The organism is Silicimonas algicola, from assembly GCF_003970735.1.
Lineage (GTDB): Bacteria > Pseudomonadota > Alphaproteobacteria > Rhodobacterales > Rhodobacteraceae > Silicimonas > Silicimonas algicola.
In genome coordinates, this window is the sequence record NZ_CP034588.1 from 1,643,607 (window position 1) to 1,662,389 (window position 18,783).

General features: G+C 65.3%; 17 protein-coding genes. 8 read left to right on the plus strand and 9 right to left on the minus strand.

The window, feature by feature from the left end; all coding sequences use genetic code 11:
- The first annotated feature begins 63 nt into the window (after positions 1 to 63).
- Positions 64 to 768, plus strand: a complete 705-nt coding sequence (locus EF888_RS08225; protein ID WP_109759958.1) for a hypothetical protein — start codon at positions 64 to 66, stop codon at positions 766 to 768.
- Between the two features lie 211 nt (positions 769 to 979).
- Here the strand turns inward: EF888_RS08225 and EF888_RS08230 are convergent, their stop codons facing one another.
- The 5 genes from EF888_RS08230 to EF888_RS08255 form a co-directional block, all read right to left on the minus strand.
- Positions 980 to 2,194, minus strand: a complete 1,215-nt coding sequence (locus EF888_RS08230) for an HAD-IC family P-type ATPase (RefSeq protein WP_428842851.1) — start codon at positions 2,192 to 2,194, stop codon at positions 980 to 982.
- Between the two features lie 512 nt (positions 2,195 to 2,706).
- The gene (locus tag EF888_RS08240; RefSeq protein ID WP_109759957.1) at positions 2,707 to 3,465 is read right to left on the minus strand and encodes a sulfite exporter TauE/SafE family protein; all 759 of its coding nucleotides are present in this window, start codon (positions 3,463 to 3,465) and stop codon (positions 2,707 to 2,709) included.
- Positions 3,459 to 4,829: an MmgE/PrpD family protein gene (locus tag EF888_RS08245; RefSeq protein WP_109759956.1), complete on the minus strand. Its 1,371-nt coding sequence runs from the start codon at positions 4,827 to 4,829 to the stop codon at positions 3,459 to 3,461. Before EF888_RS08245 ends, EF888_RS08240 begins: the two co-directional genes overlap by 7 nt.
- 18 nt (positions 4,830 to 4,847) lie before the next feature.
- The gene (locus tag EF888_RS08250) at positions 4,848 to 6,233 is read right to left on the minus strand and encodes an MmgE/PrpD family protein (RefSeq protein WP_206508464.1); all 1,386 of its coding nucleotides are present in this window, start codon (positions 6,231 to 6,233) and stop codon (positions 4,848 to 4,850) included.
- Positions 6,230 to 6,913, minus strand: coding sequence for an FCD domain-containing protein (locus tag EF888_RS08255; protein WP_206508466.1), 684 nt, complete (start codon positions 6,911 to 6,913; stop codon positions 6,230 to 6,232). Before EF888_RS08255 ends, EF888_RS08250 begins: the two co-directional genes overlap by 4 nt.
- Before the next feature lie 127 nt (positions 6,914 to 7,040).
- On the opposite strand from EF888_RS08255, the gene EF888_RS08260 reads away from it, so the two are divergent.
- The gene (locus tag EF888_RS08260; RefSeq protein WP_109759954.1) at positions 7,041 to 7,799 is read left to right on the plus strand and encodes an SDR family NAD(P)-dependent oxidoreductase; all 759 of its coding nucleotides are present in this window, start codon (positions 7,041 to 7,043) and stop codon (positions 7,797 to 7,799) included.
- 3 nt (positions 7,800 to 7,802) lie between these two features.
- Here EF888_RS08260 and EF888_RS08265 read toward each other — a convergent pair whose 3' ends face one another.
- Positions 7,803 to 9,161 (minus strand): MmgE/PrpD family protein, encoded by a 1,359-nt coding sequence (locus tag EF888_RS08265; protein WP_164721615.1) that lies wholly within the window; start codon positions 9,159 to 9,161, stop codon positions 7,803 to 7,805.
- A 139-nt stretch (positions 9,162 to 9,300) separates the two neighbouring features.
- Here EF888_RS08265 and EF888_RS22050 point away from each other — a divergent pair, with 139 nt between their 5' ends.
- From EF888_RS22050 to EF888_RS08290, 6 genes are all read left to right on the plus strand, one after another.
- Positions 9,301 to 9,696, plus strand: coding sequence for a type 2 periplasmic-binding domain-containing protein (locus EF888_RS22050; RefSeq protein WP_206508467.1), 396 nt, complete (start codon positions 9,301 to 9,303; stop codon positions 9,694 to 9,696).
- On the plus strand, positions 9,672 to 10,274 hold the full coding sequence (locus EF888_RS22055) for a tripartite tricarboxylate transporter substrate binding protein (RefSeq protein ID WP_206508468.1): 603 nt from the start codon (positions 9,672 to 9,674) through the stop codon (positions 10,272 to 10,274). The genes EF888_RS22050 and EF888_RS22055 overlap by 25 nt, the downstream gene beginning before the upstream one ends.
- A 13-nt stretch (positions 10,275 to 10,287) precedes the next feature.
- Entirely contained in the window at positions 10,288 to 10,830 is a 543-nt protein-coding gene (locus EF888_RS08275) for a tripartite tricarboxylate transporter TctB family protein (protein WP_109759952.1), read from the plus strand.
- A 72-nt stretch (positions 10,831 to 10,902) separates the two neighbouring features.
- The gene (locus tag EF888_RS08280) at positions 10,903 to 12,411 is read left to right on the plus strand and encodes a tripartite tricarboxylate transporter permease (RefSeq protein ID WP_126918539.1); all 1,509 of its coding nucleotides are present in this window, start codon (positions 10,903 to 10,905) and stop codon (positions 12,409 to 12,411) included.
- Positions 12,408 to 13,919, plus strand: coding sequence for an MmgE/PrpD family protein (locus tag EF888_RS08285; RefSeq protein WP_109758553.1), 1,512 nt, complete (start codon positions 12,408 to 12,410; stop codon positions 13,917 to 13,919). Before EF888_RS08280 ends, EF888_RS08285 begins: the two co-directional genes overlap by 4 nt.
- Positions 13,916 to 15,190: a rhodanese-like domain-containing protein gene (locus EF888_RS08290; RefSeq protein ID WP_109758554.1), complete on the plus strand. Its 1,275-nt coding sequence runs from the start codon at positions 13,916 to 13,918 to the stop codon at positions 15,188 to 15,190. The genes EF888_RS08285 and EF888_RS08290 overlap by 4 nt, the downstream gene beginning before the upstream one ends.
- 89 nt (positions 15,191 to 15,279) lie before the next feature.
- On the opposite strand, the gene EF888_RS08295 is transcribed toward EF888_RS08290, so the two are convergent.
- The 3 genes from EF888_RS08295 to EF888_RS08305 form a co-directional block, all read right to left on the minus strand.
- On the minus strand, positions 15,280 to 16,656 hold the full coding sequence (locus EF888_RS08295; RefSeq protein ID WP_109758555.1) for a sensor histidine kinase: 1,377 nt from the start codon (positions 16,654 to 16,656) through the stop codon (positions 15,280 to 15,282).
- A 128-nt stretch (positions 16,657 to 16,784) separates the two neighbouring features.
- Entirely contained in the window at positions 16,785 to 17,153 is a 369-nt protein-coding gene (locus EF888_RS08300; protein WP_126918540.1) for a response regulator, read from the minus strand.
- The gene (locus EF888_RS08305) at positions 17,150 to 18,631 is read right to left on the minus strand and encodes a sensor histidine kinase (RefSeq protein WP_164721616.1); all 1,482 of its coding nucleotides are present in this window, start codon (positions 18,629 to 18,631) and stop codon (positions 17,150 to 17,152) included. Before EF888_RS08305 ends, EF888_RS08300 begins: the two co-directional genes overlap by 4 nt.
- Positions 18,632 to 18,783 lie beyond the last annotated feature (152 nt).

Sequence of the window (18,783 nt, forward strand, 5' to 3'; positions counted from 1 at the left end):
ACGTTTATATCTGACAGAAGCGCGGCGGAAGAAGAATAAAGGTCAAGCCGAGGGAGACCCTGAATGGCGCTTAGCACAAACGCTCTGATGGTTCTGTTCTACGACATCGAGGGCGACGTCGCAGACCATGATGCCTGGCACACGGAAGAACATGTCCGTGAGCGTCTTTCCGTACCGGGTTTCCGTGGCGTGTCCCGCTGGGTCTCGAAGGGGTCGCCTCGCTACATGGTGCTCTACGAAGTGGATGACGTCGACGTCGCAACGTCGCCGGAATATCTCGGTCGTCTGAACGACCCCTCGCCATGGACCGAACGCATGATGCCGAGGTTCCGAGGAATGACCCGGGGCTTCGGTCGGATCAGTGCGAGCGTCGGATTGGGACTGGGTTCATCCGCCGTTGTGATGCGCTTCGATCCAGGTTCTGGAGACGAAGTCGCTGAATGGTTTGCCGAGCATTTCGCGCCCGGAATGGACGGTCTGGAAGGCCTGGTGAGCGCGTTCATTGTCAGTCCCTCTGCACCTCCGCCCATGACGCGCGAACAGTCCCTTCGTGGCGGGGACAAGCCACTGCCATATTTGCTGGTCATTACTGGCTACGAGCAAATGTTGCTCGAACGCGTGCTGGACGACTTGCAGCAGTCAGTCCCTCCCGGACTCAGCCATTTTGTAGATATACAGCCAGCCGCCGTTTATTGCCTTCACTTGGTGGCGAGCTTATTGGCCGTTGGCCTCAGAGACGATGTGCCTCGGAAGCCCAGTCGCTTCTGACCAAATGCTATGCAGCTTAACAACAGAGTCGAAATCCCGATTCGAGATGGAGGATCTTCTCCGAGGAGGCACTTGTGCTCATCTTGAGTGGAGAGCGCAAACGTATCCACGCCCCAACCCAGGTAACGAGGCGTGCGGCGGTTCATTGAACCTGCGCCAGCCTGATCCGGCACCACAAAGGGCGAATATCCCCTGCAAATGCTGCGCTTGATCAACGCAAAATCACCGCCGCCGGCTCGAAGGCATGCAGCTTGAGGACGGCGTCGACCGCGCCCTTGCGGACCTTGCGGTCACCGATGTCGAGACCGCTCACCCGGGTCTGGGCGGTGAACCCGACCACTTCCGAGCCGTCCGGGGCGGCTTCGCCGTTTCCGGCCAGTTCGATGATCGAGCGGCCTTCCGGCGTTTCGTCGCCGAGCGACGACAGCCGCGCCGCCTCGACGAGTTCGGTTTCTCGGATGCCCGACAGGGGCAGGAACTCGGTCGCCTGTCGGTCACCGAGCGTGATCGTCCCGGTCTTGTCGAGCAAGAGCGTGTCGATGTCGCCCGCCGCCTCCACCGCGCGGCCAGACTTGGCCAGCACGTTGAACCGGATCAGCCTGTCCATGCCCGCGATGCCGATGGCTGACAGCAGCGCCGAGATCGTCGTCGGAATCAGCGCGACGAACAGCGCGATCAGCACGGGCACCGCGATGGAACCGCCCGCATAGGCGGCGAAAGCGGGCAGCGTGCCGACGGCGACGAGGAAGATCAGCGTAAGCCCGGTCAGCAGCACCGTGAGCGCGATCTCGTTCGGCGTCTTGGCCCGGCTCGCGCCCTCGACGAGCGCGATCATCCGATCGAGAAAGCCCGCACGTGCCTCGGCCGTGACCTTCACTTTTATCCAGTCGGAGATCACACGCGTGCCCGCAGTCACGGCCGAACGGTCGCCGCCCGCCTCGCGGATCACCGGGGCGCTCTCGCCGGTGATCGCCGCCTCGTTGACCGAGGCCACGCCCTCGATCACCTCGCCGTCCCCCGGGATCAGGTCGCCGGTTTCGACAAGCACCACGTCGTCTTTGCGCAACTCGCTTGCCAGGACGTCTTTTGTGCTGTCGCCCCTGACGCGCTTGCCTCTCAGCTCTGCCTTCGTCGACCTTAGTGCCGCCGCCTGAGCATTTCCGCGTCCCTCGGCCAGCGCCTCGGCGAAGCTTCCGAAGAGGACCGTGAGCCAGAGCCAGAAGACGAGCTGCGCTTCGAAGAGGACGTCGCCTTTGGTGACGGCCGTCCGAAGGAGCAGGATCGTCGCCAGAAGCGCGACAATCGCGGTCGTGAACATGACCGGGTTGCGCACGAGCAGACGGGGATGCAGCTTGGTGAAGCTCTGCCGCAGTGCGGGGCCGACGAGGTCGGCCGCAAAGATGGATTGTGTCGGTTGCCTTGCCATGATGCGCCCCTCGGAGCAGCTCAGTCCGCATCAGCACGGCCAGGATATACACGAGGAGCGCTGCGGCAACGAGGCCGCCGAGGACGAGTTCGAAGCCCATGTCTTGGGTCCTCCAGATACAGAGTTGGACCCTGTACTTGGACCCGGAGCCCGTAATGTCTCCATGCGGAACTTACGGCCGCGCCATTAGAGACTCATAAAAAGCGCATATATCCAAACGGTTGCGGCAGTCACACCAAGGGTGACGCGTGATAGGTGACGTTTGATCCCGGTCCCTTTCCCTCCGCCGCTTGGCCTCCCGCAGGCACTCTCCCGATCTGGCTCTGGCACGTTCTTTCCGTTGTTTCGGGGGTTATGCAGAAGGGGCACAGCACCGGCGGCAGCCCCCAAGGAGGACCGCAGAGGCACCCTTGGACGATCAAGGAGTGGATTCCGGGGTGATTACACACTTCTGCCGTCGCGGGGAGGACCAGCATTCCCCGATCCTTTTCAGGCCGTCGACACTGATGATCTCAGCCCAGGAAGCCGAAGAGCATCATCGTTCCGCCGAAAATGATCAGCGTTTCGATGATCGCGGTATGCAGGTGGAGGCTCGTGCGCCGGACGATCCAGGCGGCACATGCAGTTCCCGGCACCGTGCAGAGACCCATCGCCAGCGCGAGGAGAAAATGTCCGGCGTCGAGGGCGTCGAGCGCGCCGAAGACGATGGTCTTGAAGAAGTTTGTGCTGACGGCGATCGCCGCATCGGTCGCCAGGAGGGCCGGACCTGCGAAGCCGATCCCCATCAGCATGGGCATGATGAGCATTCCGGCTCCGACGATCAGCGAGGACAGGAAGCCGAATGTCGCGCCGATTCCGTAGACCGCGACTGGTCCGGGCGTGATCTTCATCCTGTCGATCAGTCGCCGCACGGGCACCGACAGAACAAGGACGGCGCCGAGCACGCTCTGGATCTGGGCCGAGTCCATCTGGACGTAAAGCTCTGCGCCGAGCCAGGACATGGGCAATGCAACTGCCGAGATCTTCGCGACCGTCGGAACGTGAAGCCCGCTGCGATAGAACCAGACCCGGCTGAAGTTGTTGATCAGCATCAGGACCGAGATGACGGGGATCAGCGCCTTCGGACCAATGATCGGAGCGATGAACAGCGTGACAAGGAGGCCCGCCCCATAGCCGGAGAGGCCTCCGAGGATGCCGGCGAGGAAGCAGACGGCCATCCCGGCCACGACCATGCCAGGAGACAGCGCCTGAAGAAGCGCTCCGGTCAGCAAAGCTTCAGGACGTGCGTTTCGACCTTGCCGCCGCCCGCCATCAGCCTGTCCGCCCAATCCGCTACGGCCTGTGCCTGGTCCGGGTCGCGGCCCGCGAAGGACAGGTTCGCGCGCGCCTTCACCAAAAGATCCTCGCGGCTGAGGGGCGCGCGTGCGCCTCCCCGCATGCAGGGCACGAAGGCTTCGACTTGGCTTCCGTCCGCAAGCGTCGCGCGGATGTGCCCGGTATAGTTTGCGGGATACTCGTTCTCGGGGTCGACGCGGAAGCGCACCTTCGAGGCCAGATCGAGAGCGCGGGGATCGCGGACCGCGGTTTCGGTGAACTGCGCGAGGCCGGCGTCCCCCCAAATCCAGCCCGCGGCGATGCAGTAGGGGCCCGAGAACTTGGCAGCATAGGGCGTCGGGGGCGCCTTCTTCGACTCGGTTGGCTCCCACAGGCGGTGGACCGTGCCTTCGCCAACGTCGCAGGTCAGGCTCACCACGTCCTCGGGAGCGATTCCGCGAGTCCGAAGGTCGATGGCGCAGTCCACGTAGGGCTGGGTCATCGTCCCGCAGGCGAAGGGTTTGAAGGCAAGGCGGGCGGATTCCCATCGCTCGCCCAGGCCGTCGATGAAGGGCGAGAAGTCCGTGGCCCGAGGGTTGGAGAAGCCGTTGAAGAAGCCGTGCGTTCCCTCGAATACAGTTGCAGGTCCCGTGAACCCTGCCGCCCCCAGGGCTGCCGCGCGCAGTCCCGACTGCGCGGCCCAACCGGGGTGCAGGCGTTTCGTGGAGCTGCCGTCGGCAAGGTATTCGATGATGCCCGAGGCCATCGATCCGGCGACCCCGAGCGCGTTGCGGATCGCGTCGCGTTCGAGGCGCAGCGCTGCCGAAACGCCTGCGGCAGCGGCCATCGCGCCGAGGACGGCCGTCGGATGGAAGCCGGCCTTGTGGACGGACTTGTCCGCCACGAGGCCCAGGCGACACATGACCTCGAGCCCTACGACGATTCCACGGGCAGTGTCCGCGGCGTCGAGACCGTGGCGCTCGGACGCGGCGACGAGGGCAGGGACGATGACGACGCCTGTGTGGACGGGGCAGCCTTCAAACGTGTTGTCGTAGTCCTCGCCATGGCCGCAGGTCCCGTTGATTGCGGCCGCGGCTTCAGGGGACCGGCCCTCTACAAGACCCCAGACCGTAGCCTTGCCCTCATCGGAGAAAGCGGTTCGGACGGCAGTTCCGTAGTCGCTGTCAAGCGCCGCGACGGCCAGACACACGGTATCGAGGATCGTGTCCGCCGCTCCCTGCCGCGCGGCAACCGACGCCTGGTCGATCTCGAAATCGAGGATCCACTCTGCCAGGCGTTCCGAGAGCGTGGGCTCAGTCATGACGTCTTCTCCAATGCATCAGGTGGCCAGCACGGCGAAGCCGGACAGGTCGGGCTGGCTGGGCAGCCCGGACACCCAGTCGAGCATCGCCTCGGCCTGCGTGACAGACCACCCGCCGTGCCGGCAATTGGCCACCGCCTTCGCGCGGATCTCCTCGGCAGTCAGCGGTTCGCGGACGCCGCCGCGCATGTGCGGCTGGTCGATCGCGATGCGTCGGCCGTCGGTCGTCTCGACCCGGATGTGACCGGTGTAATTGCGCGGATACTCGTTGGCGGGATCGATCTCGTAAGAGATCTTCGCGGCCAGATCGAGAACCTTGGGATCACTCGCGCGTGTATCGCTGAACTGGCTCAGGCCCGCGTCGTCGTCGAAGAACCCGACGGCCATGCAGTAGGGCATCGAGAACTTTGCGGCATAGCCGGAGGGCGGACGGTGCTTGACCGCCAACGGTTCCCACAGCCGGTGAATCAGACCTTCGGCGGTGGGACAGGTGATCTTTCGGATGTCCGCGGCCCGCACGCCGCTGGCGGCGAGGCGACGCATGCAATCGACGTAAGGATGGATCATCGTCCCGCAGGCGAAGGGCTTGAACAGGATCCTCTCGGCATACCATTCGTCGCCGAGGGACGTCTCGAGCGGTGTGAAGTCCGGCTCGGCGGACGGTGCGAAGGCATGAAAGAAGCCGTGCGGACCCTCGAATACTGTGCGAGGGGCGAAGAAGCCGGATCGCGCGAGGACGGCCGCGCGAAGCCCCGATTGCGCAGCCCATCCGGGATGAAGCCGCTTGGTCCAGGCGCCCTCTGACAGATACTCGAGGATCCCCGACGCCATGCTCCCCGCAAGCCCGAAGGCCATCGTCTGCTGACGCACATCGAGTCCGAGAGCGACTCCGGCGGCGGCCGCCGCTCCCATGGCGCCGATCACGCCCACCGGATGGAAGCCCGCGCGGTGAATGGCGCCCGGCGCGACCCGATTGAGCCGGCACACGGTTTCGAGCCCCGCGACGATTCCCAGGGCGGCACGTTCGCCGGACAGACCGAACCGTTCCGCCGCCGCCAGAGCCGCAGGGATCGTCATCGCGCCGACCCGGATCGGCGACCCTTCGAGAGTGTCGTCGAAATCCTCGCCGTGGATAGCGACGCCGTTCGCAAGGGCTGCCCCGGCGGCATCGAGGCGGCGTGTGTGGCCGAGAGCAGTGCAGGGTCCCTCGCTGTCCCAACCTCCGACGATCTGCACCATGTAGGGCTCGCCTCGCGCGGCCACGCACAGACCGAGCGCATCGGTGACATCGAGAAGGGCGACCTGCCGCATCCGCTCGCTAACATCCGCCCAGGCCAGGCCAGCGAGCCAGGCGGCATAGACTTCCGCGCGTGCCGCACCCGGCGGCGGCAAGTCGGCCGTCACGTCGACCCCGCGGTGTTCTCGTCCGACGCGAGGATGCGGGCCTTGCCGGCCTGCACGTGCGCCCAGCCTGCCTCGAAGGCACCATGAGGGTCGCGGGCATCGAGAGCTGCGACGATGGCGCGATGCTCGATGTTCGAGCTCTCGAATCCGCCGCCGTGGACGAGGCCGCGGGCGCGGAACAGCTGCAGGCGCGAGATGAGCCCGAAGTAGGTGTCCGCCAGCACCTGGTTTCCGGTGCCCGTGACGATCGCCGTGTGGAACTCGATATTCAGCGGGAAATAGGCGTCGATGTCCCGGCGCTGCCCTGCGACTTCCATTTGTGCAAGAAGGACGTTCAGTTCGTTGACCATGTCTGCCGTGATGCGCTCGGCCAAAAGGCGGCAGGCGGTGCCGAAGATGCCGGCCCGGACGTCATAGATCGCGACGGCGTCGTGGCGGGTGATGCGCTGCACGAAGACGCCGCGGTTCGGAATCATCTCGACGAGCCCGCGCGCGTGCAGGGCCTGGAAGGCCTCGCGCACGGGCCCGCGGCTGACCCCGAGCTGATCCGCCAGCGTCTTCTCGTTCAGCTTCGCCCCGGCACTGTAGCGTCCGGACAGGATGATCTTCTGAATCTCGCTCTGCACAAGCTGGCTGAGGGAGGACGACTTGAGAAGGTCGAGAGCTTCCGAGCCTTCCATCGGCTGTCGTTTCGCGATCCTGTCCACGTTTGCCTCAGGTCTCAACATTGCATATTGTTGACAATACGAAGGCACGGTCGAGACGTCAAACGTCAGGGACGTGATCAATCTCTCGAGGAGGACGAGAATGCTGAACAGGACCGACAGGCCGCTTGCCGGGAAAGCTGCCGTTGTGACGGGCGCCTCGCGCCGGATCGGGCGCGCGGTCGCCCTTGGGCTGGCGCAGGCCGGAGCCGACGTGCTGGTCCACGCCCGTCAGTCGCGGGAGGAGGTCGAGGCGGTGGCGGAAGAGGTCCGAGGCTTGGGCGCCAGGGCAGTCGTGGCCCTTGGCGACGTGACCGTGGAAGAAGACGTCTCGCGGATCTTCCAGGCCGCCAGCGATGCGTTCGGCGGCGTCGACATCCTCGTCAACAACGCCGCCATCCGCGCGCAGGCGCCCTTCCTCGAGATGACTCTCGCCGATTGGCGCGGCACCACCGCGGTCATCCTGGATGGCGCCTTCCTGTGCAGTCGCGCGGCGCTACGCAGCATGGTCGGCCGCGGAGGCGGAACGATCGTGAACCTGGGCGGTGTCTCGGCGCATGTGGGCGCCAAGGAGCGGGCGCATGTCGCCACGGCGAAGGCCGGCCTCGTCGGCCTCACCAAGTCGCTGGCTCTGGAGTTCGCGGACAGAAACATCACTGTCAATTGCGTGGCACCCGGCAAGATCGGCGGGAAGCGCTCGGCCACGGCCGGCAAGTCGCCGGAGATGGCCAGCCGTCCAATTGTCGGACGGGACGGTGAGATCGAGGAGGCCGCTTTCGTCATTCTGTCGCTCTGCATGCCCGAGGCGCGCTTCATGACCGGCCAGACGGTTCACGTCAGCGGCGGCATGTACATGCCCTGATGCTCAGGCCGGCGTCAGCAGCGGCCTGAGGCCGCGCACGTCGTCGAGGCGGTCGATGTCCAGGACTGTTTCGACGAGCTGCGCTGAGCGGTCGCTGCCGAGGATGGGGTCCATGAGGTCACGCGCCTTGGCGGCGACGTCTTCCCGCGACATCGGGTTGTCCGGTGTGCCGAGCACCGCGCGGGTATGATGACGAAGGCTGCGCCCGTCCGTCGTCTCGATCTCGACGATGGCCTGGCGTGGCGGACGGGCCTCTGTCAAATCCCTGCTTAGGCTGGCGAAAATGCGCTTGCGAAGGTCGAGAACGGCTGGGTCCATCATGCGAGCCACGTCATGGGCGGCGGAGAAGCCCACGCCGCGATCGATGAGGCCGATGGCCAGAAGGTGCTGGAGACAGACGTCCGGCATATCGCGGTCGTCGACGATGTGGAGCCGGTCGTCCGGCATGATTGCGGTCAGGCGGGCGACATCATCGGGTCTGATGCCGTGGGTTTCGATGAGCGCCATGAGCGAATCGAGTGCAGCCTGGATCGGAGAACCGACGCACCACTTCTTGATCGCGGCGCCCATGATCTCGAACCGGGATCCAAGTCCGTCGCTGAGCGCTTCGGGGCGAGGCTCTTCTGCGAAGGCTGAGAGGTAGGACGGGCTTCCGGTCAGCACGCCTTCGACCGCTGTCCAGCCTTCCTGAACCATCAGCGCGGCCATGACCCCGTTCCGCGCGCCCGCGCCTCCAAAGTCGAAGGCCTTCTCGATGTGATCGCTGTCGCGCCGCCAGTAGGGCACACCCGAAGTCTGTTGGACGGCGTAGGACAGGGCGTGCATGGCGCCCCTGGTGTCGATCCCGGCAAGAGCGGCGGCAGCGGCAGTTGCACCGAAGTTGCCCCCGATGGTGTGGGTCGAGAACCGCGCCGTGTCTGCCCCGCGGACGCCGAGGGCCATGACCGCCCGTGCCCCCACGTCGTAGCCGAGCGCCACGGCCCGCAAGACAGCGGTGCCGCCGAGGCCGGCGGTCTCGGCCATCGCAAGCGCGGCAGGAACAATGGCGCAGCCCGGATGAAAGCGGCCGCCGACATGGCTGTCGTCGGTCTCGTCGGCATGCGCCGCCATCGCGTTGGCCAATGCGGCATGGGGCGCGGCGACCAGTCTGCCAGCGCCGATGGCCAAGGCATCGGACGGGCCCCCAAGCCGATGCGCCATCCTTGTGCCTGCCAGTCCTCCCGGCAGGTGCGCGCCAGAGATTACCGCCGCCAGTGTGTCGAGCAGGTGCAGCCGCGTCTTCTCGACGACATCGTCGGGCAGGGGGAGGTCCGCAGCCTGTGCGATATACTGCGCGATGGCGGTCGTCTGGGTGCAAGTCATCGGGCCCTCCGATTGCAGATTGTCGACGATTGACATCTTTCTAGTTTGCGTCATCCTTGGCGGCAACAGCCATGCGGACCGGTCCTGCCCTTGGCACCGCGTCCTGCTGGCTGTGCTGGGACAAGGGAGGAATGGACCCATGCGTATCGAAATTCGACGGCTCGCAGGCGCGGCCGCTCTGTCGGCCGCACTCGCAGTCGGCTTGGCTGGAGCATCGGCGGCGCAGGACTACCCGCACGATACCGTCACGCTCGTAACACACTCGTCCGCCGGCGGCGGAACCGACGTGTTCCTGCGCGAGATGGTGGGGTTCCTGGGCAAGGCCATGGGAGCGAACTTCGTGGTCGAGAACGTCACCGGCGGCTCGGGCGCCAACGCAATGGCGAAGCTCGCGACGTCACCCGCGGACGGGTCGATCTTCTACGGGACGACGCCCACTTACATCAACACATCGCTGCTCTCGAACCCCGAGTACGACTTCACCGACCTCGAGGGGTCGCGAACGTCTTCATGGATCCCCAGGTCGTTTTCGTGAAGTCCGACAGCCCCTATCAGTCGCTCGGCGACCTAATCGCCGCGGCCAAGGAGAATCCGATCAGCGTCCCCTTCGGCGTCACGACGCCCGGGTCTCTTGATCGCCAGGTCATGGAGCAGTTCAAGGCGCTGACTGGCGTTACGTCCCCGGTCATCACCCATGACGGCGGCGGCGAGCTTTTGATCTCGGTCCTCAACGAAACGGTCGCCGTGGCGATCGGCGAGATTCAGGAGCTTTCGGCACAGATCGAGGCTGGCGAGATCAGGCTTCTCGCGACCTACACCGAGGAACGGCTGGACAATTTCCCGGACGTGCCGACCGCCCGCGAGGAAGGTGTCGACCTCGTCGTCACCAAGTTCCGCGGCATCGCTGGCCCGCGCGGCTTGCCGCAGGACATCAAGGACCTGTGGGCCGAAGGCATTGCCCGCGTGCTCGAGGATCCGGAATTCAAGGAGTGGTACACGGCCCAAAGCCTTGTCCCGACCCTGATGCCGGCCGACGAGTACGAGGCTTTCCTGACGCAGTTCGCGGAGGAGCAGAAGGCCTTCCTCATCGAATACGGCATCCTGAAGCCCTGATCCTAGGTCTGAAATGCAACAGTCGTCGGCACCCCGCTTCCGTGTTCCCCGCGACGTCTGGATCGGCCTCGCCGCTCTGGCGCTCGGTGGATGGTACTGGCGGGCTGCCGGCGATATCCCAATCAGCCCGCTCGACGGCATCGTGAACGCCGCGGCCCTCCCGAGGTCGCTCGCCATCGCGATGATGGGCTTCAGCGTCCTTCTGATCCTGCGGGCGCTGGCTATCGAGGCGATGTACCTGCGGGCAGCGCGGCGCGTCGAAGGCGCGGCCTCCAGCCGACCGAAGCTGGACGGCATGGAGTTCTCGCTTTCGCAGCATCTCAAGGCTGCCGGTGTCGTGGCGATCGGTATCGTCTTCCTTCTGGTCCTGCCGCTGCTCGGCTACCTGCTGAGCGTCCTGCTCCTTGTCTTCGTGATGTCGGCCTACATCGGCGCAAGGGCAGGGGTGTATACGCTGGGCGTCAGCGCCATGCTGGCGGTGGCTTACTACCTTTTGTTCGTCAGGTTCCTCGACATCCCTCTTCCTGCGGGGATTTGGCCCTCGCTCATCGGCTGACGCGACCGCAGGCCCGGCCGGACGCCCGGATGCATCCCTCGAGACTTCGCCTTTGAGGCACCGGAGACCCAAATGGACGGACTTGCCATCGCCTTGGACATCCTCACGACCACCCCCGCGGTCTTCGCGGCGCTGGCCGGCGTGGCCTGGGGCATCGTCGGCGGCGCGCTGCCGGGGATCTCTCCGTCGATCGCGCTGGCTCTCCTTCTGCCTTTCACCTACGGGATGGACCCGACCACAGCAATAATCCTCCTCGGCGCCACGTATGTCGGCGCGGAATACGGAGGCTCGATTCCCGCGATCCTCATCAACACTCCAGGCACCAACGCGGCGGCAGCGACCGTGATCGACGGGTACTACATGCACCGCGAGGGGCGTGGCGGAGAGGCACTTGGCATCTCGCTCCAGTCAGGTGTCATCGGTGGTATCGTAGGCATCACCTTCCTGATCCTGTTCACCGAGCCCCTGTCCCGCGTGGCTCTGGCCTTCAACTTCCCGGCTTATTTCGCGCTCGGCATCCTGGGGCTGACGGTCATCGTCTCGCTGTCCAGCGGATCGCTCATCAAGGGCATGATGACGGCGACGCTCGGTCTGATGATCTCGACCATCGGGACCGATCCGATGTCCGGCGTCACCCGCTTCACCTTCGGACAGCCCGAGCTTCTCACCGGGGTGGAATACGTGATCGTCATGGTGGGCGTATTCGCGATCTCGGAGCTGATGATGACGGCGAACACCCCCGACTGGGGAAAGACGGACGCCCGACAGACCCGGATCAAGCTGCCGTCCTTTCGCCAGTGGCGGAAGCTCTGGCGCGCTCAGGGCATCGGCAGCGGTATCGGCGTCTTCGAAGGCGTGATGCCGGGGGCGGGCGGCTCGATCGCCGCCTTCATGTCGTACAACGAGGCGCGGCGGTGGTCGAAGGAACCCGAGAAATTCGGCAAGGGGTCCGAGGAGGGGATCGCGGCACCCGAGGCAGCGAACAACGCCGTCGCCTGCACCGCGCTCGTTCCCGTCCTGAGCTTCGGCATTCCCGGATCGAACTCCGCCGCGATCCTGATGGGCGGGATGCTCATACACGGCCTGACACCAGGACCGATGCTGTTCCAGAAAGAACCGGAATTCGTATACGGACTATTCGGAGGCCTCGTGGTCGCCAACATCGCACAGCTTCTGCTCGGCATCGTCATGATGACGCCTGCGCTATGGCTCGTGAACCGGCCCAAGCCCTACCTGATGGCCGCGATCTTTGCGTTGGTCTTCTCGGGGATCTACTCGATCCATGACAACACCTACGACCTCTACCTGGTGCTTCTCTTCGGTGTCGTGGGCTACCTTCTGAGGGTCTTCGGCTTTCCGTTCCTGCCGCTCGTGCTGGGACTGGTGCTTGGCTACCTCGTGGAATCCAACTATCGGCGCTCGCTCGAACTGACGGCAGGAGACCACCGGATCTTCTGGGAAACGCCGATCTCGTTCTGGTTGCTGGCGACCGCCGGGGTCTTCGTCGCGGGCTCGGCAATCCGGGACGTGATGGTGGGACGCAAGGCAACCCGCCAGGTCGTGGAGGACCCGGCGGCATGAGCACGGTCTTTTCCGTCCGGCCGTGCCGCCCCGAAGCGCGGCCCGCGCCTGAAGAGCAGTTGTCCTGGGCACTGGCCGACCTCGCCGCGTGCGACCGTCCGCTCGACACTGACGCCGCAGCCCTCGTCGGGTGCCGGCTGATCGACAACATGGCGATCGCCGTCGCCTCTCTCGATCGCTCGCCCGTTGCCGCGGCCCGGGCCCAGGCGCTCTGTTTCCGTCGCGAAGGCGGGGCGCGGATTGTCGGCCTTCCGGTCGATCTGCGCGCCGACTGCACCTGGGCTGCCTTCGCCAACGCCACGGCCGTTCGCGAACTCGACTTCCACGACAGCTACTTCGCGCTCGACTCGAGCCATCCCGCCGACTGCATCATGACCCTTCTCGCCGTCGCGCAGCAGTGCGGCTGCACGGGCGACGACCTCGTCAGGGGTATCCTCGTGTCCTACGAGGTCCAGACCGCGCTGGTCCGGGGCCTGCCGCTTCAGCACCACCGGATCGATCACGTGGCACACCTCGGTCCCGCAGTGGCGGCAGGGCTTGGGGCCATGCTGCGTCAGCCGGCCAGCGTGATCTACGAGGCCGTGAACCTCGCCGCGCATCTCTCGCTGTCCACCCGGCAGATCAGGAAGGGGCGCATATCGACCTGGAAGGCTTCGGCGCCCGGGCATATCGGCAAGTGCGCCATCGAGGCACTGGACCGCGCGATGCGCGGCGAGACGGCGCCCTCGCCGATCTACGAGGGCGACTACGGCATCCTCGCCGTCCTGCTCGGCGGGCAGGACGCGGAAGTGACCTTGCCGGGGCAGGGCGAGCCTTGCCACGCCATCCTCGATACCCTGCCCAAAACACATTCCGCCGGATACCACGGTCAGGCGATCATCGACCTGGCACTCAGGCTGCACGGGCGGCTAGGAGACCTCGACCAGGTGGAAGCGATCACGATCCACACCAAGCGCATGACGCATGTGGTCATGGGCTCGGGCTCCGGCGACCCCGACAAGTGGGACCCGCGCGCATCGAGGGAGACGCTCGACCATTCCGCGCCCTTCCAGTTCGCCCGCGCGCTGGTCGACGGGGACTGGCACCACGACCGAAGCTACGATCCTGCACTCATCTCGGACCCCGCCTTCGTGCGCCTTTGGGGCAAGGTGCGGACCGTGGAGGACGAGGAATGGAACCGCAGGTTCGCCGCCGCCCGCCCCATCGACAAGGATCACGGCGGCAGAGCAGTCATCCGTTTTGCGGATGGCCGCGAACTGACCGAGGAACTGGCCGTTGCGGACTCCCATCCGCGTGGCGCCTTTCCTTGGGGGTTCGAGGACTACCGTCGCAAATTCGAGACCCTGACCGAGCCTTTCTTGTCCCGAGACGAGGGCGAGCGGTTCGTCGTCGCGGCCCGCGATCTGGCGAAGCTCTCCACGGAGGAGGTGCGACTCCTCGGCGTCGAGGCGGACCTGCGTCCCCCGACAGAGGGAGCGAAAGGACTTCTGGACCGGTCGCCCGCATGATCCCCATCAGCCCGCACGAGGTCATGGCCCGGCTCCGCACGCCCACTGTCGACGAGTGGGCGTTCCTCGACCTTCGCGAGAGAGCAGAGGCGGCGAGCGGGCACCCCTTCGGCTCCACCAATGTCCCTTCCAGCCGACTACACCTTGAGATCGGCCGCCTCGTCCCCCGGCCAGCGACCCCGCTCGTCCTCCTCGACGGTGGCGACGGTGCAGCCCGGCGCACGGCCGCGCGTCTCGAAGCCGTCGGACGGCGGCACATCTCCATCGTCGCGGGCGGCATCCCGGGCTGGCGTTCCGCGGGCTTACCGCTGTTCGAGGGCGAGCATACGTTTTCCAAGGCCTTTGGTGAGTGGGTGCAGCACCGCTTCGGCGTTCCGGACATTGGACCCGACGATCTGGCGGCCCTGATCGACGGGGACCAGCCGCCCCTTCTCATCGACGGGAGACCCCTTGAGGAGCATCGGAAGTTCACCCTTCCCGGTGCCATCAGCTGCCCGAATGCGGAACTCGGACTGAGGCTTCCGTCCTTCGTCAAGCCGGGCAGGACCATCGTGGTACATTGCGCCGGGCGCACACGGTCGATCATCGGCGCTCAGACGCTGCGCGACTTCGGTCTTCCGAATCCCGTCGTTGCTCTGCAAGACGGCACACAGGGCTGGGAGTTGTCCGGCAGACACCGGGAGTTCGGAGCAGACCGCCCCATTCCTCCGCCCTCGACGGAGGCACAGGACGCTGCCACGGAGATGGCGAGAAGGGTGCTGCTGTCAGAACGCGTCCCGGAGGTGGATGCGTCAGAACTTGGCCGGTGGACGGAAGATGAGAAGCGCACGACCTACCTTTTCGATCCCCGTGAGGAGGCTGAAGGCCATACCACCCCCGGCTTCCGCAGCGCGCCGGGAACCACGCTCCTCCAGCAAATCGATCGTTACATTGCGGTCAGGGGAGCTCGTGTAGTCCTCTGGGATCCCAAGCTCGTTCGCGCCACGTTCGGCGTGCTGTGGCTTCGCCGCATGGGACTCGACGCCTATGTGCTGACCGAGCCGCCGACCCTGCCGTCCGCGCGAGCCGACAGCGAAACTGTGATGCCGGCCGACGATCCCATCCACGACGTGGTGCCCGAAGCGAAACTGCCCTTCGCCGACCGCCACAATGGCAACCTCGACGACGCACGCGCCTATCTTGCTTGGGAGACTGGCCTCTTGGGACGGCTCGAGGCCGCCGGGATGGTGCTGTGGGAACCGAGACAATCGGGAACGCACTGCACGGCTTGAAGGTCTTGTAGCCTCGATCGTCCTGTCGAACCCTGGGTCGCCGTGCCACGGCGTTCGCCGCGGGCATGCGCCACGGAACCTGCGCCCAACTACGCACTCAGCGAGGCCAGGATCGTGGCGACGAGGCCCTCGGCCCTGAAGTCGATGCCGACCGAGTGAGGTGGCGGCAACGCCCCGCCCGAAAGCAGCTTCAGGCCGAAACCGTCCGTCCGGGGAGCATCGACCCGAGGTCCGCCCGTTTCGCGCCACTCCATGCGCAGGAGGTCGTCCTCCACGGTCCACGTCAGGGTGACGCGTCCCGTCTCCGTCGAGAGAGCGCCGTGCTTCAGGGCATTCGTGGCAAGCTCGTGCAAGACAAGAGCAATTCCGGTGAACACGGACTCCGGAAGGTCGAGATCGGGGCCCTGAATGTCGAAGGGATCCTGATCTTCGGGTCTGAACGGCAAGAGCGACCGCTCCACGAGGGCGCCCAGCCGGAGGGTCTTCTCGCGTTCGCCGAACATGAGTTCGGTGGACAAGGTAAGCGCCCGAATGCGACCGAGGTAAGTGTCGAGCTTCGCATCCCCGGACCAGGTCTGCCGAGCGAAAGCCCCAGCAAGCTGCACCATGTTCTTCAGCCGGTGGCGCAACTCCTGGTTCATGGTGGTGAGCAGCTGTTCGGCTCGGGCCTGATCCGTGGCATCGAACAGAATACCGATCACACGTTGCGCGCTGGCGTTCAGCCTGGGCGTCTGATCGAGCGCCGCGCGCAGGACATAGGTGACCTCGCCCTTGCCCGGCACAAGATAGCGCACCCTTGCCTGCAGGCTCGTTTCGCCCCGCGCCCGCGCCGCGGCGCCCTCGTCCTCGATGCGTTCGCGTTCGCCGGGCGCATACCTCGAACGCAGCTCCTCGACCGTCGGATGGGCTGATTCCGGGAACCCGAGCATGCGGTTCAGCTCGGGCGAGTGCGCTACCGTATTGGTCTCGAGATCCAGATCCCAGACGGCCATTTCGGCGGCGTCTATCGCAAGCCGCAGCCTCTCCTCGCTTGCCGCGAGGGCCTGCCGGGTCAATTCCCTGTCGGTTACGTCCTGAACGGAACCAGCATAGAGCACCGCGTTTGCGTCCGGGCTCTCGTCGTCGAACTCGGCGATTCCATGCGCACGAATCCATCGCGGTTCACCCGTGTCGAAGCGCCTGATCCGATACATGTAATGTTCGTCGGATCGGACGCTCGGGTCCATCGCGCGACCTGCCGCGGCGAGCACCGCCTCGAGATCGTCCGGGTGTATCGCGCCATGGACGATTTCACGCGTAATGGCTCCTTCCGGAGGAAAGCCGAAGATCGACCTCGCTACGTCCGAGTAGGCCAGCCGGCCTTCGCGGACATGCAATTCCCAAACGCCGATTCCCGCCGCCCGGCAGGCAAGCTCGTATCGGTCGGCGGGTTCATGAAGCTCCATGCGATTGGCGGTCTGTTCCATCGGTCCCGAAAGGTTGAAGATTCACGGCAGACGGAAAGAATTGCTTTTCAACCTAACAGCGAAGCCCTGTCGCGCAATATGGAAAAGAATGGCCGAAATAGGAGGCCGCTTGTGGACGGACACCACGGTCATTCGATCGGAAACAACCGCTCGAGCACACGTTCCACGTCCGCCTGGCAATATGGCTTGGCGAGGAGGGGCGCGTCGGCCCAGGCGGCGACGACTTCCTTGCCATAGCCCGTGGCCAGGGCGAAGCCGATGCGCCTCTCCGTCAGCGACGCCGCCACCGGGTCGATCCGGATACCCCGGACGTTGACGTCGAGGATCGCCGCATCGAAGGTCGCGTCCCTCGCCAGCGTGAGCGCGTCGTCGATGTTGTAGGCAGGTCCGATGACGGTCACGCCGTGATCTTCCAGGAAATGCTGAAGCATCGCGGCGACGAGGAACTCGTCTTCGACCACGAGAATGCGCCGCCCCCGGGCGGGTGATGCGCTCACTGTGGCCCCCGTTGCAGGGGCGCGCGCACCGTGCAGCGCAGACCTTGCTTCTGGAAGTCGAGGATGACCTCGCCGTCGAGGTCGTTGGCGAGAACCCTTTCGATCATGAAGGTGCCGAACCCCCGACCGGATGGCGTCTCCACGGGTGGTCCGCCGCGCTCCGCCCAGGTCAGTTCGAGGTCGGATCCCCGCAGAAGTTGCCAGTCGACCAGCACGCTCCCGCTGTCGCAGGACAGGGCCCCATACTTCATCGCGTTCGTGTTCAACTCGTGTATCGCCATCGCCACGGCCAGCGACTGCTTCGGGCTCAGCCTGACGTGGGGCCCATTCAACTCGATCCGCGCCCCGTCGGCGTCGGAGACGGCGAGGGCGTCCGTCAGCAGTTCCCTGAGCGGCGCGCTTTCCCAGTTCGCCTTGGTCAGAAGGCTATGGGCTGCGGCGAGGCTTGCGAGGCGGTCATGGAAGTCGTCGGCCAGGCGGCTTCCCTCGGCTCCCTTCAGGGTCTGGTGCGCGATGGCCTGCACCAGGGCGAGGGTGTTCTTCACCCGATGATTGAGTTCGTTGAAGATCATCTCCCGCTGCGCGGCCGCCTCTTCCTGCTCGGTGATGTCCACGTTGACGCCGATCATCCCGAGAAACTCGCCCGTGGCCGAAGAATAGGGACGAGCGGTGGTGGTCAGGGTCCGATAGTCGCCGTCCACGTTGCGATACCGGCCGGTGACCGAGAAGGGCTGCTGCCGGACTGTCGCGGCCACAACCTCGGCGGTGATGTGCTCGGCGTCGTCCGGGTGCATCGTCGAATGCCAGTCGAAGGTCGCCACCTCGTCTTCGCTGATACCCCAGGCATTCCTCAGCATCCGGTTGAGGTGGAGGCACGACCCGTCGCGGTCGCTCATCCAGATCATCACCGGCGCGTCTTCCGACATCAGACGGAAGCGGATCGCGGAGTCCCGAAGCGCCGCCTCGGCCGCCTGCCGCTGCTCCTCGGCCCTCAGCCTCTCGACGCTGAACCCGACCTGGCGCGCGATCGTGACGGCAAGGTCCATCTCGTGTCCGGACAGGACACGACGGTTGGCGTAGTAGGTCATGAACTTGCCTACGACCCGCCCCCTCACCGTAAGGGGAAAGAAGCCGAGACTGCGGATGTCCTCGCGCCGGATGATCTTCTTGATCCAGTCCGGTTCGTCGGTCTCGTCGATATCGGTGACGAAGATGGGGGTCGGGAAAAGCTCGCCGCACGACCACGGCGTGTGCCCTTCGAGTTGACGCCGATAGTCCGCAGACAGTCCGCGGGTGGCCTTGAAGCGCATGACCTCGTCGTCATCGAACAGCAGGATCGAGGCGCGAGAACATCCAAGCGTCGAGGTGATGGCGTCGAGCCCGGCCTCGAACACCTCGTCGATCGACGTCGTGCGGTAAAGTCTGTCGGTCAGTATATAAAGGGATTGAAGCTCATCGACGTTAGATTTTTCCGTCACCTGGCTCCCGACCATGCGACACACCCCCCGTTTTTCGTGCCGCTTGAGCGACCGGAACTCTCTTGACGAGGCGGTGCCCCAGGTTCCTCACGACCGTCCAAACGCACAGGCGCAGGAAAGGTTCCCCCCTGTGGCAGAGATTTTTTGCGTCG